The 17045-nt window shown below is 45.0% G+C and carries 8 protein-coding genes and 4 pseudogenes; 3 read left to right on the plus strand and 9 right to left on the minus strand.

Going from position 1 to position 17045, the window contains the following annotated elements; all coding sequences use genetic code 11:
* Positions 1–2 precede the first annotated feature (2 nt).
* Positions 3–2462, minus strand: a pseudogene (fdnG, locus tag AYJ58_RS13600) (formate dehydrogenase-N subunit alpha); the annotation flags it as partial.
* A gap of 81 nt (positions 2463–2543) precedes the next feature.
* On the opposite strand from fdnG, the pseudogene AYJ58_RS13605 reads away from it, so the two are divergent.
* A pseudogene (locus AYJ58_RS13605) lies at positions 2544–3664 on the plus strand (ISAs1 family transposase).
* 19 nt (positions 3665–3683) lie between these two features.
* On the opposite strand, the pseudogene AYJ58_RS13610 reads toward AYJ58_RS13605, so the two are convergent.
* From AYJ58_RS13610 to AYJ58_RS13630, 4 genes and pseudogenes are all read right to left on the minus strand, one after another.
* Positions 3684–4274 (minus strand): annotated as a pseudogene (locus AYJ58_RS13610) (formate dehydrogenase-N subunit alpha); the annotation flags it as partial.
* Between the two features lie 707 nt (positions 4275–4981).
* Positions 4982–6130: pseudogene (locus tag AYJ58_RS13620) on the minus strand (TonB-dependent siderophore receptor); the annotation flags it as partial.
* A gap of 75 nt (positions 6131–6205) precedes the next feature.
* On the minus strand, positions 6206–6676 hold the full coding sequence (locus tag AYJ58_RS13625; protein ID WP_106650528.1) for a hypothetical protein: 471 nt from the start codon (positions 6674–6676) through the stop codon (positions 6206–6208).
* Complete coding sequence (locus AYJ58_RS13630; RefSeq protein WP_106650529.1) at positions 6676–7842, minus strand: PepSY-associated TM helix domain-containing protein; 1167 nt, start codon at positions 7840–7842, stop codon at positions 6676–6678. The genes AYJ58_RS13625 and AYJ58_RS13630 overlap by 1 nt, the downstream gene beginning before the upstream one ends.
* Positions 7843–8304: 462 nt before the next feature.
* Between AYJ58_RS13630 and AYJ58_RS13635 the strand changes: the two genes are divergently transcribed.
* Positions 8305–9246, plus strand: a complete 942-nt coding sequence (locus tag AYJ58_RS13635; RefSeq protein WP_106650530.1) for a hypothetical protein — start codon at positions 8305–8307, stop codon at positions 9244–9246.
* Between the two features lie 87 nt (positions 9247–9333).
* On the opposite strand, the gene AYJ58_RS13640 is transcribed toward AYJ58_RS13635, so the two are convergent.
* From AYJ58_RS13640 to AYJ58_RS13655, 4 genes are all read right to left on the minus strand, one after another.
* The gene (locus AYJ58_RS13640) at positions 9334–10122 is read right to left on the minus strand and encodes a CLCA_X family protein (protein WP_106650531.1); all 789 of its coding nucleotides are present in this window, start codon (positions 10120–10122) and stop codon (positions 9334–9336) included.
* A 43-nt stretch (positions 10123–10165) separates the two neighbouring features.
* Positions 10166–11206, minus strand: coding sequence for a sensor domain-containing diguanylate cyclase (locus AYJ58_RS13645; RefSeq protein ID WP_106650532.1), 1041 nt, complete (start codon positions 11204–11206; stop codon positions 10166–10168).
* 345 nt (positions 11207–11551) lie between these two features.
* A complete protein-coding gene (locus AYJ58_RS13650) occupies positions 11552–12619 on the minus strand; it encodes an AraC family transcriptional regulator (protein ID WP_106650533.1) in 1068 nt (355 codons plus the stop codon).
* Positions 12620–13582: a diguanylate cyclase domain-containing protein gene (locus tag AYJ58_RS13655; RefSeq protein ID WP_106650534.1), complete on the minus strand. Its 963-nt coding sequence runs from the start codon at positions 13580–13582 to the stop codon at positions 12620–12622. It lies immediately after the preceding gene.
* Between the two features lie 578 nt (positions 13583–14160).
* Here AYJ58_RS13655 and AYJ58_RS13660 point away from each other — a divergent pair.
* Entirely contained in the window at positions 14161–16914 is a 2754-nt protein-coding gene (locus AYJ58_RS13660) for a TonB-dependent receptor (RefSeq protein WP_106650535.1), read from the plus strand.
* Positions 16915–17045 lie beyond the last annotated feature (131 nt).

A 17045-nucleotide genomic window follows, 5' to 3' on the forward strand; every position in this document is an offset into this window, starting at 1 on the left:
GATTAGACTCCTTGTGCTTTACTGATGTTAACAAGGAAAGCCTTGTATTCAGGTGTTTGGGTATTAGCATCTCCGACACAAGAGGTTAACTCATTGACAATGTAAGTTTTTTGAGTCAAAGCTTCATAACTACCGTGGCGAGGTATACCTATGGTATGGACGGTTTTCCCTTGCACGGTTAACGGTCTTAGACGCTTAGTGACGTACACTTTCGTCACTATGCTAGAGCGTTTTGAGCTCACTTTTACCCAATCGCCGTTAACAATGCCCTTTTCAGCTGCAAGTTGTTCATCGATTTCAACAAAATGTTGTGGCTGAGAAATCGCCGCCAAACGACAGTGTGTCGTCCAGTTGTTGAAATGTTCTGTCATTGAATAAGTTGTGCCTACATAAGGAAACTCTTCGTTATTACCAAAGGTTTCAACTAAACCGGGTAACAGACGCGCGGCAGGGTTTGAGCTGACTTTCGGGTGCAATAGGTTTCCATTACTTGGTGACTCAAACGGCTCGTAATGCTCAGGGAAAGGTCCTTCATTTAACATTTTCAAGGCGAATAAACGACCAGCGCCTTCAGCCTGCATAATAAATGGCCCAGTGGTTTCTTGTGGTGACAATTTGGCATTAAAATCGGGCACATCAATACCGTGCCATTTGCCCTCTTTCCATGACATGATCACTCTGTCTGGATCCCACGGTTGACCATTAAGATCGGCGGAGGCACGGTTATATAAAATTCTTCGGTTAGCAGGCCATGCAAATGACCAACCATGGGTCATACCTTTACCCGAAGCATCATGGTTATCACGGCGAGCCATCATGTTGCCGGCTTCAGTCCAACTGCCTGAGTAAATCCAGCAACCACAAGCCGTACTGCCATCATCTTTCAATTCAGAAAAACTGCTTAGCAGACGGTTATTGACGAGATCATATCCGTTCATTTCTTTCGTAATTTCAGCGGAGTGTGGCTCTTTTGGATCTAAATAATCCCAAGTTATCGCTTGTACTGGCTCAGGCAATACTCCGCCTTCATTGGCATATAAACGTTTTAACTCCAGCATAATGCCAGAAAGGATTTCTGGATCGGACTTGGCTTCACCCGGTGGATTGGCTCCCTTCCAATGCCACTGCATCCAGCGACTTGAGTTAACAATTGAGCCTTCTTCTTCGGCAAAGCAGGTTGTAGGTAAGCGGAATACCTCGGTTTGGATACTTTCAGTATCAACATCGTTGTATTCGCCCGCGTTACGCCAAAAACTTGAGGTTTCGTTCGCCAGCGCATCTAGGATGACAAGAAACTTGAGGTTTGAAAGTGCTTTAGATACTTTCTGCTTGTTAGGTTGCGAGTTAAGCGCATTAAATCCTTGGATAAAGTAACCGTTAACCTCACCGTTATACATCATGTCTATGTGTTTGGTGACGTCATACTGTTTATCCCATTTAGGTAACCAGTCGTAACCAAAGTCATTTTCTTTGGTGGCGTATTTACCCCAAAAAGTCTTCATTTGTGAAATAAAGAAGGCCGGATAATTTGACCAGTAATTGGTTTGGCCTGGACGCAATGGCTTAGGCGTATAATTATCGAGGTAGGTTTGCAGGTTAATATCGTGATCTTGAGGTAATTTTAAATAGCCAGGTAAGGCTTGGCACAGCAGGCCAATATCTGTCGCGCCTTGCACATTTGAGTGACCACGCAGTGCATTAACACCACCACCTAAAATACCCATATTTCCCAGTAATAATTGGATCATGGCCATACTGCGAATGTTTTGTGCACCTTTACTGTGCTGAGTCCAACCTAATGCATAAAGGAACGTTGCCGCTTTATTGTGGGCGTGCATAGGCCCAATGACTTCACAGATCTGTTTATATTCATCAATTGGCGTGCCAGTGATACTACTCACCGTTTCGAAATCATAGCGGTCTACATGTTTTTTTAGCAGATTGAATACGCAGCGAGGGTGTGACAGTGTTGGGTCAACCTTGGCGTAACCCTGTTCATCGAGTTCATAGAACCAAGATTCCTTGTTATAGACGCGGGTTTCTTCGTTGTAACCACTGAATAAACCATCGTTAAATTCAAAATCTTCACGAACAATGAATGGCGCATTAGTATAAGCCTTCACGTATTCATAGTTAATTTGATTTGTTTCAATAAGATAACGACTTATTCCGAGCAAGAAAGCAATATCTGTCCCCGAGCGTAATGGCGCATAGTAATCCGCGACCGCCGCACTACGATTAAAGCGGGGGTCAACAACAATCAATTTAGCCTTGTTGTACTGCATGGCTTCACTGACCCAGCCAAAACCAACGGGATGAGCTTCTGCGGCATTGCCCCCCATAATGATCACAAGGTCACTATTTTTGATATCAGCCCAATGATTTGACATTGCACCACGACCAAATGTCGGGGCAAGGCTTGCTGCAGTAGGAGCATGACCAGGGTGAGATCGTGAATGTATTTTAACCGTTTTGAACCCAATTTGACGAACGGTATCGATTATGATCTTATGCTCTCTTTTTCTTATAGAGAACATCAGAGCATGTACCTTGAAGCCTTCACGTCTCATTTCAACTCGATTGCTGACAGCCGACAATCTGCCAAAGTGACTTACCCATTGCATGATGTATTGTTCGTTACTCTGTGTGGTGTGATTGCTGGTGCCGAAGGCTGGTCAGAAATCCATGACTATGCTGCCGGACATCATAACTGGTTTAAAGAAAAGGGAATTCTGACCGAAGGTGTCCCAGTCGATGATACCATTGCACGTATTATCTCTCGTATCGAGCCGGAACAGTTCCGACTGTGCTTCGCCAATTGGATGCGAGCCGTCCATGAGATGAGTGATGGTCATCTTATTGCTATCGATGGTAAAACGCTTCGTGCCTCATACAATCGTGAAGATCGGCGCTCAACCATTCATTGGTCAATGCGTTTGCCTGTGCCAATAAAGTGGTGCTGGGGCAAGTAAAAACGGCAAATAAATCCAATGAGATAACCGCAATCCCAGCGCTGCTGCAGTTGTTAGATATAGAAGGAGCACTTGTATCAATCGACGCCATGGGTTGCCAGACAGAGATTGCAAGACAGATAGTCGAGCAAGGAGGTGACTACTTACTTGCTGTAAAGGCAAATCAAAGTTCCTTGCATGAGGCCGTGGTCAGTGCTTTCAGTGAAGCGCGCAGTAATCCTCTTGATGGACTCGTTATTGAAAAAAATAGAGGCCGTATCGAGGCAAGAGCCTACTATGTAATACCTGCAAACCAGCTCCAAGATTATTTTCCTAAGTGGATGAAATTGAACACATTAGGTATGTGTTTGAGTTATCGGTATACGAAAGGGAAAGAGGCAGAACTGACCTACCGTTACTATATCAGTTCAGCCACACTCGATGAGCAGCAGTTAGCCAATTCAGTTCGTGGCCATTGGGGGATTGAGAACAGCTTACACTGGGTGCTAGATGTCTCAATGAAAGAAAATAGTTGCCAGATTTACCAACATCATGGGGCAGAAAATTGGGCCATGCTTAGGCAAATATCACTGAATATGCTTAGGGCTGAACCTTCTAAAGGAAGCATTCCAGCGAAACAGAAAAGAGCTTGGATGAAACCTGAATATTTAGAATCGGTTCTATTAGCAGGGTTGCAGCTGGACGAATTTTAAACACTCATGCGGTTGCCCTGGGAGCATGACAAACCCGAGCAATATTATCAAGTTGGATCATACCTAATGAACGTCCAAATTTGTGTGTTACAAAGCAGCCTTCATTGGCTTGGGCCGATGAGGTCATCATCCCCATGGTCAACCAACGGTTAACCGTCTCACCTTTTTCATTTTTCTTAATAAAGTTAGCATCACGGTCAACTTTCATTAAGTTGGCAATACGCGTAAAGGCATCTTCCCAACTTATTCTCTGCCATTCTTTACTACCTGGCGCCCTATATTCAGGATATTTTAATCTATGCGGACTATTAACATAATCAAGTAGTCCAGCACCTTTAGGGCATAATGAACCACGGTTTATTGGGTTATCAGAATCCCCCTCTATATGGAAAATAGTTTGCTCTGCATTCTTGCCATTACTGCTGTGGCTATACATTAATAAGCCGCAGCCAACCGAGCAATAACAGCAATTATTACGTGTTTCTTTAGCTCTCAGTAATTTGAATTCTCTAACAGCAGCAAAAGCCTTTTCAGACATCAAACCCAGCGCAGAAATCGCTGAAGTCGTTGCACCTGCAACACACAGCTTAAAAAACTGACGTCTATTCATAGCGTCCTCACATTCGAGTGATTATTTGATGGGATAGCAATGAGTAACTGCTATCTCTTAAGCATGAAAGACCATACTTAAGATATTAATATTATTTATAATGACAAATAATGACAAATAATGACAAATAATGACTCGAGACACTCATCACACAACAACTTCATATGATAATTAATTTCAAATTTAGCGATTTTTTTGAAGTTATAATCTGTAATATACGTATTTAAAATCAAATTTAAGTCATTTAAACCAAAACGAACCAGTTGGACATTATGTCCATTTATTGTGGTCATAATGTCTATAGCCTGGTGTGTGAATATCGATTTTGTGATTTACTGTTCATTAAATTAAGAACGACTAAATATAAAAGTCATCTGAATAAAAGTTGGTATGAAAATCGCAATTATCTAAAAAATCAAATAAGTTATTTAGCTGAAGAATTATTGTTAATTATTTAACATTGCTAATGATTGTTAAGGGAGTATCACTGACGCTATAGTGAGCGACATAGTTGAATCATGTGAATTAAATAGGCGTAATAAACAGTGTTAATAATCTACAGATATTAATCCATGTCGAGAATGAAACACGTACCTGTACCAATTTAATTAGCAACTGCAATATTAGGTGTGTTTAATATTTGAATTGGCCTAATAAAAAAGGGATAGCCGATATTACGGCTATCCCTTTACGATTAGGCTAGAAGTTTAGAAACGATAACTAAAACTCACCGTGGCATTACGCGGCGTACCATAGTGATACACGCTATAGGCTGCAGATGATGCAGACATATAAGCATAGTATTTTTCATCTAGAAGATTTTCTATGTTAATTTGCAGATCCATATTGTCGGCCAAGTTATAGCGAGCCATCAGGTTCACTAAAGTGTAAGCGTCCTGTTCTATTAACACTGTATTTTCTGAGTAGCTGTCACTCTGCCAATTAACACCCCCACCCACAGTTAATTCAGGCAGATAATCGACAAACTGATACGTGGTAAATAGCTTAAACTGTTTGCGTGGACTTGTGGTTGCCATCCTGTTTCCTTCCACATCTTCAGCTGTAAACTGAGAATAGCCCGCTGTGATGTTCCAACCATCAATAAACTCGCCTACAGCCTCTAACTCGAAACCTGTGCTTTCAGTACCCTGAGCAGCTCTGTAATTAGTAACAGGTTTCCCATCAATCATGACAGTTCCATTTGGTGTTGCTAGGTTGTCTTGATCAATTTTAAATAGCGCGACAGTTGTGTGCAGACGATCGTCAAGATAAGCACTCTTCAGACCGATTTCATAAGCTTTACCTTTTAATGGGTCTAGATACACCCCATAAGCATTAGTCACATTTTGCGGATTAAATATTTCGGTATAACTCGCGTAGGCACGATGTTGCTCACTAATGTCATATAAGACACCGACATAAGGTACAAACACCCCATCATCGCCAAAGTTGGTATCAGTGCCGTAGCTCACTCCTTCACGATTCCAGCTCGAAATCCGTCCGCCAGCAATGATTTTTAAGGCTTCGGTAATGGTGAAACGGGTTGCAGCGTAAAAACCTTTTTGCTCAGTGTCCATCTGCAGCTGACGATTGGCGTCCGTTGACCATTCAGGCTCAGCAAATGCATTGCTTTGCCATTCGTAAAAGTTATCTACGGGCTTGTTGTCGTAACCGCTCATATTATCCCGAATGGGTTCAAAGGTATCGGCATAGGACTTTTGTTTACTGTATAAAGCACCGACGACAAACTCATGTTCACGATTAAACAGTTGATAATCCCCTTTTAACTGTAAATCGAAATTATCTGAGTTGCTCTCACCGTGGCTGTGATAACGCTGACCACTTAATCCTGCCCCCTTAGCTTGTTAGTCTAAGAGGTCGTCTTTGCTATCTGAGCTTTAGCTTTCAAACCTGTTTTGAGGTGATTTTTGTTATTGACCCAGTATATCGGCGGGCAGCGGCCATTTGCCGACTTGCCACTCACCTTGCCAATTCTCAATCGAAATCCACAGACTTTCGTTCGACGTTAAGGTTTTTGACGAAATCGCGTGCACATGCTGGCCATGCTTATTACCGTGTATAATGCCATTTTCACTGCGCTGTAAGTCTGCGATAGGCAAAGCTTGAGTTCCAATATTGGCGTAGCCTTGGCGTATATTGGCTATATCTCCTTTTTCAAAAACCAACATAAAATCTTTTACGTAATCATCATGATGCACGTAAGGCGCGTTAAGGTCTAAGGGTAAAGGCGCAATGGTAAACTCGCCCAACTGCTGAGCCTTCCATGCAGGAGGAAATGTGGGTGTTAACGACTGATATAGAAATAATATCGGTAGGAGTAGAATTAACCCACTGAGTTTATACTTATTTCTTAGCCAGAAGCTTGAGTTAGTAACAGCCATTAACATCCCTCCTCTAGGACTTCAGTTGCTGTGTTTTGAGCGCTTGCATTTTTAAATGCTCGCAGATTGCGCAATCCCCACATCATAAATCCTGTAATCGACATACCCGATAGAATTAATCCAAAAATAAACCAAATGATTTTTGTCCAAATACCGCCTAAGGTGCCGTAATGCAGAGGATCGGCAATATGCATTAGGGTTTGCATGCCCGTCATCGTCTCGGGTGAGGTGGCACGTGCAACCTCACCTGTCCAAGGGTTAATACTGAGGTTGTATGAATACTGATCGTAGAAAATATGATCGCCGCTACCACTCAGGTGATACATGTCTCGATTGTGTTCTGGTTGCATCACATAACTTGGCTGAAAATCTGGAAAACGTGTTTGCGCTAGCGTTAAGGCTTGTGCAAATGACACGCTCGGAGCCAGCTTCCCTTCATTTTCATGGACGTAGGGCAATTGTTCTACGCCGACCAATGGCGCATGGGCTTCTATATCAATATCCGCATGCCAAAAAATGGCTTGGGTTAAATACCATAACCCCGTCACGGCCATGATGGCGATAAACCAAATAGACCAGACGCCAGACAATTTATGTAAATCTGCCAATAACGTCTTTTTTCCTTGATTGAGACGTAACTTAGGAGCAAAAAAACTTCGCCAAAAACGTTTGTAAACAATCAGGCCAGTAATCAAAGATGCGAGCATGAACAGCGCCATCGAACAAACGAGGTAATAGCCCAAGCTGTAACTACTTTGCCAAGGAAATAATAACCACGCATGTAACGATCTGATGAAACCGACAAATGTCATGCCTTCATTGATCTGTTGGATTTCACCTGTGTATTGATTCACATAGGCCATGGCATAGGGTTTATCCACGTCACTGAACATCACCACATTCACCAAATATGGCTCTAAAGTCATAGCGCCAGTAACTGCCGCACTTGGGTAGGCTTTCTCAACAATCGTCATTAGCTCGCTGACTGGTTTTTCCGGCAAATCATTAGGATTCAATGCTCTGGATGCAGGATTAGTGAGCCAAGTGATCTCATGACTCAATACCGCAATCGTGCCCGTCAAACAGATAAAACAAAATAACAACCATAGTGGGAGCGACACCCAACCGTGCAACATAAACCAGAATCGGTTACTGATCTTCGCCATTTGTGACTTTCCTAACACTTATCGAATTTCGAGAGTGTAAAGGTAATGCAAATTGTTATCAATACGATGTGCCGGTAATTGTTTTCAATTAGAATGCCGGTCACAAAATACTTTGATGGGGAATCATGATGCATAAAACGTTATTAGCTACGCTCATTTCGAGCCTGTTGTTAGCCCCGAGTTTGTACGCTCATTAGGCTTAATCCCCTACAAATATCGATTTCTACGATCAAGGCTTCTTCGGCGAACCGAGAAATGTCAGAACTTAGTCTGAGCTACAATTTCTGATCATTTTACTCATTAGCGATACCGCGCATCGCTTTTATGTGCGGTATCCCTAAGTCAGCATTATCATGTGTTAAAACATCATCCGGTAAACGATAGCGGATTAAGCCTTTGGGCTCAGGGAGATATCTATTACAATGAAGTCCATTTAAAACCCGTGAAACAGATGTTCAGCCTATGCCTAAGTCTCATACCCATATGCACCAGCATTTACAGATGCCACATTCGCGGGTCGATCTTCACACGTTGGCGCACCAACTTACCTTCAAGCAAGTGACCATTATTGGGAATGCTTCTGGCAATTGGCAGCCAGCGACTGCAGGTACGACATTTATCTTTAACGGCACGCAATGGCATGAGAAAAGTACTCAAAATAATCTGATAGTGAATATCGCTAACGGCGGTTTTGCTGAGTCAAAATATGCCTTTGTGGTACAAGGTCACCCGCAAAGTGATTTGCTTACCCAAGCGTTGACACAGGTTGCGATTGAATTAACGCCCAAACTTGGCTGTTGGCCTTCATCTGGCCTAACCACAATAATGCTGATGCAGCAATTGTCTCAGCATGTGCAAGTGCAGCGGATGTCGCTGTTTCCGAGTTTAGCAAGGCCCAATGATTTACCGCCTGAAGACCACTTACCTTGTATGGTGCATAACTGGTTAGGTGAACGGCGGATTGCGCAGACGCTCGCGCCCACAATTGACTGGCCGGAGTTCACCTTGCCAGCAGTTTGTTTAGCAAACTTAGCGGCAGTCAATAAAGCGCGTGGTTCCCAAACTTCAATGATGATGAAAACGGGCAATCCTTTTGATTTACTTGCGCGTTTACAAGAATCAACCCCATCGGCAGATATGCCACATTCCGCAAAACACATACAACTCGATTGGTTGATTACGCTGGCTCATACGCCTATCGACGTTTGGCTAAAATATGCGGATTTAAAACAAGTTATCAATGCCGAAGCATTATTTTTTAATCACATGCCAGAATCAAAACCCAGCTATTGGTATTTAATGGATACTAAGGCGTCCCAATATCTCGATGCTATCCGCCACAGTTTGGCCTATTGCTGGCAAACACATTCGGCTAAGACAAGGACTGACTCACACCTCCTCTAATCATTAACAGTTAGACTTGCCAACTAAGCTTGTACTCGCATCACACTGCCATTTACCGTATTTTGACGTACTTTCAAAAGTTTATAATCAGCCAAGCGGATGTTTACTCAATGCCATTCCTAGTGGCTCGAAGTAATTGATCAAAGCGTTAAAAATCACTTTTCTGTGGGCTTCATCGGGATAAGCGCCCTCCTTTGCCATTGCTGAAAAGCGTGTCCCAGAGACTAAATACGGATTCGAAATCGCATCATAGGATTCAATACAGGCTTCAAATGCCCGCGCCATCATTTCAGTTGGCCGTGCGAAGTACTGCATGCCATGTTTTTTGTCTAAGGCAATCGCTCGGCGCACATAATCATGGGGCTCATCGCCATCACCACTCAAAAATGTTACCTTGAAGATCTCTGATAAGCGTGCATTCAGTGGATGTTCTATGATGGGCAGATCCGACAACCAAAGATCGCTCGCGCATTGAAACCGCTTAGACGAAGATTTGAAGGACTTGGCGGCAATATAGTGGTCAAACGCATGCCAAAACTCATGGGCTAAAGCGCCAGCACCGGCATTTTTTGCCAAGGCCAATTCCCGAGTCGCGGGCGCATAATGGGCCTGAACGCCTTTTTGACCGCCATGACCAAAAGCCAGACTCACGGTTTCGCGCAGCCCTAACGTCAAAGGTGGCAACTTTAAGATAAAGGCCAGATCGGCGAGCGAATCAAACACCAGATCCGCAGCAAGGCGCGATTCATCCCGCGTAACCCAGCGGCCAACACGTACATGACTAAAACCAAAGGTTTGTTTAACATCAAGAAATGTCACCTGCTCACCAAATCGGTAATCGGGTCCATGGCGGGTATATTGCTGATTGATTAACACAGTTTCCCTTGAGTACTAATGCACTGAATGTCGAATGCTTGGTTTAGCTGGGCTTGTGGCGAGGTAACATCACCTCGTCCCATATTACCGCACGATTTCGCCCGAGGGTTTTAGCATGATAGAGTGCTTTATCGGCCTCGGCCACCAGCTTTTCAGCATCCGAGCGGCACTGACTTCCGGTTCCAATGGGCAATGCAACCTGCTCCACATCTGCAATATCAGTACTGTTATCAATACTATGGCGAATAATCACAGGGGTTAAGGCGCTGACCCCTGCTGAAAATTGATATTGAAAATCAGCCACGATTGCAGAAATGTCCTCATTGGCAAGGGATGACATCATACGCATTACGATTTTTTGAGCGGTATCAACCGTGGTTTCTGGCAGTAGTAGTGCAAACTCTTCACCGCCGAGGCGGCCAAAAATATCGTAGGGGCGCGTTCGAGTGCTGATGAATTGGGTAAAATGTTGCAATATCTTGTCACCGACTTGATGGCCGTAGCGATCATTAACCAGTTTAAAATTATCGATATCCATCATCACTAAGCATAATGGCAACTGTAAGCGACCCAAGCGTTTGATTTCATGTTCTAACTGCTGAAAAAAGTGCCGCCGATTGGCAATCCCCGTTAACTCATCGGTGAGCGCGAGGCGATTTAATTCAGTCTGCGCATTCCTAAGGGCAAATTCGACCTGTTTTAACTGGGTGATATCCGTGCAAACAATCACCATATCGCCATTGTGATAAACCTGTTCCGAGAGTTGTAACCAGCAGCCATCCACCAGATCCACTTCAAAACGTCGAAAAGCTGATTTACGTTGATTGGCATGAATCAGTTCGAGCCATTCCTCTATAGTTTCATGTTCAATGTTCGGTCCCTGTTTATGGGTAAAGGCAAAGCGCATCATGTCATCAAAATGCTTGCCGACCATGTCTTGCTCAACAAAACCAAACATTTTAGCAAAGGTATTATTATAAAAGATAAAATGATTATGTTTGTCTAACACTGCTAGACCATTCTCGCTCAGCCGCAAAGCTTCCGTTAAAAATGGGTAAACCAATTCAAGGGGTTTCTTATCCATCGGCATTCCTAGCGATAACATTAAATAGGCTCAATCACAGATTAGCAGGGATCACTCTAAAACTCGCGAGTTTATGTCTTTAAGTATTCCGCTTCAGCCTTATTTTACCCCTAAAGTTAAATTCTTGGAAAATAGCAACATAGCATATGCATCCTTGTTCCGTGCTTACATGAATATCTATGTTTTAAATATGCAAAATAAGCGATGTAGTCTCGGGTTTTCTCCTAACTGTCATGCATTTTTTTGAATAGAAGTTCACTTTTATATTAACTAACAACAAAGGACCTGTATTAAGTTAGTGGTCAAAATGAAGAGACAATGAGAAGTGATATTTCTTGTAGTGGCTTAAGCCAGCCAGCTGCGAAAATAGGTGGGCAATTGGCCTGTCCAGCGTTTAAAAGAACGCCTGAAATTACTGGCGTCACTGAATGACAGTGAGTTTGCAATCGTGTGGGCGTCTTGCGAAGGTGTGGCTAAATAATAAAGCGCTTTGATTAAACGGGTTTCATCGGTGAGTTGGCCAAAGCTTAAATCCATCTCGGCCAAGCGACGCTTTAAGGTCGCTGGGCTCATCATTAATTTTTCTGCCATTTCTGGCAAACTTAAGTTATCCCGCATCAGTGACAAACGAATGCCCGCCGCCAGTCCGAGTCTATATTCACTGGCAAACAGTGTGTAGCGCGGCGATTGAAAGTGACTTTGGCGCGAAATGACAGCATGAGTCACAGCATGGCGTGTGGCTTGTGATTCGACGCTGCTGGCGATCTGCTGCGCATATAACAGCGGTTGCTGCATAAAGGCTTTTGCCATCGAGACTCGACACAGCGGCGCATCGAAACTAATGTCTGTGCCGAAGTACTTATAATATTGGGCGATATTCTGTGGCGTCTCGTAGGGAAAGCTCATGCTGCCACGCCAACCCTGCCCCATCAATTGTTTACAACTGGCGACCAATGACGACAGGCTTAACTCAATAAAGAACTCTGTATGCCGCTGAGTGCCTAAATCGAGACTCAGTAAAAAATGCCATTCTTTGTCACCCTGCCAACGCCAGCACTGTAACCAAGGCTGAGTGAGCCAATGAAATTGATACCAAAATAACCCAAGTTCATTGAGATCCCGCGCGCATAACATCCCCGCAGTTAGCGCGCCACTTTGGGATGGCAGCCATAATTGACCAAGTAAAAAGCTTAAGTCACCACTTGGCCACAGTGATAAACCATTATCCACCAGTCTGAGTAATTGTTTCGGGCTAATGCTATGGCCAGGTTTGCGGATATCAGCACTGAAAATCCCCGTACCACGCAGTAATTTGTCGCAATCCAGTCCCCTTTGCTTAAATAAGCCGACAAGGCTCGCCACCAGCAGTTGGCTGTCGATACACTTATCTTGCCAAGTGGCCAGGGCTTTCATTTATCGCGGCTCACTAAAGGCGTTGATTGTCGATGTTTGCTGGTTTAATGGCTGACGGTTTAACTTTTGCTGTGACATTTTTTCATTGAGTAATTTGAGTAATGCCTGCGCTTCATCCTTAAGCGGTCGTTTTGTTGGTTCACTGCTCAGTTTATCCACAACCATCTTGGGAGATGGCAAAGCCCACACCACTGAAACCTCGCAGCCCAGTGCTGTAATGCCGTACTGTAGCTGCTCCGCCATGGTACTGACCCAAGGTGCGATTGCACCATTGAGCAAAATGATAAAACGATCGCCAGCATAACGGCAGACCAAATCTTGACTTCTTAGCTGGGTACTTAACCACTGGGCGACATCGGATAACAGTTTATCGCCCTCTTTTGCACCTTGAAGTTGGTTATATTGATGAAAATAATCGATATCAAGCATGATCAGCCCAAAGGGTTGCTGCTGCGCCAGTTGCTTTAGCAAGTGGTGCTCGAAGGCTTTCGCATCGTTCAATAAGGTTAGGCCATCGGTCAGATGGTGTTGGCGATAAAATTGCTCGCGGGTTTGTAATTGACGGTTGACAACGGCTTGCTCGTCGCGCCACAGCCAAAGCCCGCAAGTTAGAATGAGTAGACCAATCGGCGTTGGCATCTTTTCAAACCAGTTATACACGGGCAGCGTTTTAACGATAAAAATTTCATCGAGTAAATCTAAATAACAACCTAAACAATAACTTGCCAGACCTACCACCAGTAAGTTGGTTACGCGCCCCGATGGACGAGCCGAAACAATCACCATCAACCAACACATGCCCAGCACAAACAAGGCTCCTTCGGTGGCGATATCGAGCCAATCAACTTGAGGAATGGCTTTCGCAGGCGTGTTCTGCCACAGCAGTAGCGGCACGATAAAGATGATCAACAGACTTAAGCCATACACACAGGCCAGTCGCAGCGATTTCACGGGATAATGCAAGGGCTCACCTTTTGATTTTGTTGTGCAGAATGGAGTGGGAATTCACCCTATTGGCACCGCAAGCTAACCCAGTTTTATGACAAAAAGGTGACGTACGGTTTAGCGTGATTGCGGCAAATTAGCTCAACCACTTTGGGATTTTACGGCTATTTGTCGGCTATTATACTGGCAACGCTTGCTCACCTTTACGGACTCTCACACTAAATACTCATGCAAGTAATTGGTTTAAAAACATTTAAATCAGTAATAGATCATTTAGATACACAAGCCCTTCCCCAGTGGTTTTGCTGCAAAGTTCACTCTGATAAGCGTCTTTTTAGCTCACGCTCTCGCAAAAAGTCGCTATTAAGCGGCGTTTGAGGGCAAGTTTGCCCCGTTTACAAAATCCCGTCACAAATCTGACATTAACCTACCCTAACGTTGCCGCTATTGAATGTTTCTCGTGACTAAAAACACAGATTCAAATCCGTGATGCCATGTCGCAACTCATGTTGCAACTCATGTCGCGATGCAGCGACCGAGGGTAACTGGCCGTCACGGATAACACTCGCGTACCAACAAAATAATAGGAAGTTAATATGTCATTTCGCACGCCGCTATCGGCCATCGCCCTTGCCATTGTGGCCGCTGGCTCCAGCGCCAATGCCTTTGCCGTGGGTAAACTCGAAGGTCAGGTTCGTGACAAAAATAGCCAGCAGCCCTTAGCTGGCGCGAGTGTCACTATCAAAGAGCTTAATCTGAGCCAACAGGCTGGCCGTGATGGTCGCTACTTCTTTGTCGGCATTAATGACGGCGATTACACTCTGGTGGTCAACTACCTCGGCGCTACACCTATGGAGCACAAGGTCCAGATTGCCGATAAGCAAACCAGCCAGCAGGATGTCAGCCTCAGCAGCAAAGATGTTGAACACATTATGGTGGTCGGCCAGCAAGGCGCCTTGAGTAAGTCGATGAACCGTCAACGTGGTGCAGATAACGTGCTCAATGTGGTCAGCGCCGACGTGCTGGGCAATTTCCCCGACAGCAACATCAGCGAATCACTGCAACGCGTGCCGGGGCTTTCTATTGAACGTGACCAAGGCGAAGGTCGTTTTGTGCGAGTACGCGGCATGGCGCCGGACTATAACTCAGTGTCGATGAACGGCACGCGTCTGCCATCGCCCGAGAGCGATCGCCGCGCCGTGGCGCTCGACGTAGTACCATCAGATTTATTGCAATCGGTTGAAGTCAGTAAAACCTTAACCCCAGATATGGATGCCGACGCACTGGGCGGCGCGATTGAAGTCAAAAGCCTGTCAGCGTTCGATCGAGACGATACCTACGTTAACTTAAGCGCAGAAGCCAGCCAAGATTCTCTAACTGATAACACCAATCCCAAATTGGCTGCCAGTTACAGCGATGTCATTGGTGAAAAGTTAGGTATCGCCATAGGGGCTAGTTGGTATAACCGCGACTTTGGCTCGGATAACGTCGAAACTGGCGGCAACTGGGATTTCACCGATGACACTAGTTACGGCAAAGCAGCGCTTGAGTCTGTCGATCATCGTGACTATGAAATCAATCGTGAGCGTTTAGGCATAGGGGTGAACTTTGATTATCGCCCGAGCGATGACACAGATTTATACCTGCGCACGCTTTACAGTGAGTTTGACGACACCGAAACCCGCAATAGCGCCAAAACTAAGTGGAAATCGCCGCTACAAGCAGGCGAACTCAGCCAAGGCAAAACCACGCGCTCACTTAAATCCCGTAGCGAAAACCAAAACATCACTTCCTATGTCCTTGGCGGAGAAACCCGTTTTGAGCGCTGGACCCTCGATTATCAAGCAAGCCACAGTACGGCAAGTGCCGACAAGCCACGGGATATTGCCGGCGCGGACTTTGTCGCAAAAATCGATGACACAGGTTTTAGCGATACCCAACGACCGCACATAATCGCGCCCGAAAGCTATTATCAAACCGATAATTTTGAGCTGGACGAAATCGAGTTAGCCGAGTCGAAAGCCAAAGACACCATTAACAGCGCCCAATTTGACCTCAGCCGCCAACTGAGTCTAGGTGGCTATCCTGCCGAAGTGAAAACGGGGCTAAAACTCAGCCGCCGCGATAAAACCAATCGTGAAGAAGTGTGGATTTACAGTGACTTTGCCGACCAAGGCGTGAGCGATGATGCCCTGTTACTGAGCCAATACTCAGGTGATGAAGTCGATTACAGTCTCGGCCGCTTTGGCGCGGGCATTAACGCTTCACCCGTGTGGGATCTGGTGGACAGCTTAGACGCGGATGCCAATCGCGATGATATCGAATCGACCATCAATGACTTTGATATCACTGAAGATGTTAACGCCGCCTATCTTATGGGTCACTTAGATATCGGTAAACTGCGGATACTCACAGGGCTAAGGTTCGAGCAAAACCAATGGGATTCTAAAGGCCATGGTTTCGATGGTGTTAGCGGCGAGTTTATCGATATCAACAACACCAGCGATGAAGATCATTGGTTGCCCGCTTTGCATCTCACCTACCGTTATTCTGACAATACTGTGCTGCGCGGCGCGTGGACCAACACCTTAGTGCGCCCGACCTTTGGTCAACTCGCGCCAGGTTATTTGCGCGAAGAAGATGACGGCGATATCGATTTAACTTTCGGTAATCCCCATCTTAAGTCGCTGGAATCCATGAACTTCGATCTGAGCCTCGAACACTACTTTGGCAATATTGGCCTGGTGTCGGCGGGATTGTTCTACAAGGACATTGATAATTTTATCTACAAAGCAGACTTAGCCGGACGGGGCGATTATGTCGATGCCCATAGCGCAGTGACTTACACTAACGGCGACAGTGCCCACATTTCTGGGATTGAGCTCAGTTATGTGCAGGAATTCTACTTTCTGCCTGAGCCCTTTAACGGACTCGTGCTCAATTCTAACCTAACCTACACAGATTCCGCCGCCAGCATCAGCTGGTTAGATGACGGCGCAGAGCACAGCCGCGATATTCCGATGCCAAGTCAGTCGGATATCACCGCGAACCTGTCTTTAGGTTATGAGAACACTTACGCCAGCGTGTGGTTATCGGCTGCCTATAAATCGGAATACTTGCAAGAAGTGTCTGAAATCGATGACTCGCGTCTCGATCTCTATGAAGACAGCCACTTGCAATGGGATTTTGTGGCAAAGGCGCATATTACCACCAGCCTGACCTTGTATTTCAAAGGCGTGAATCTCACCGATGAGCCCTATTACAGCTACGCCGGTAACAGTGCCTATAACGCCCAGTACGAAGCCTATGGCCGCACTTTCCAATTAGGCCTGCAATACACTAACTATTAACGCGCTCATCGGCACTTAGGTTATGAACAAGCTTGAGAGTAGACTTTTTGGGCTAAAAATGGGCTGACAGTGTGCTGCGAAGTTTGCTGACAAGTGTCGATGATAAATTTAATAAAAATCTGATAAAACAG

This window comes from Shewanella sp. Pdp11, assembly GCF_002838165.1.
Taxonomy (GTDB): domain Bacteria; phylum Pseudomonadota; class Gammaproteobacteria; order Enterobacterales; family Shewanellaceae; genus Shewanella; species Shewanella hafniensis.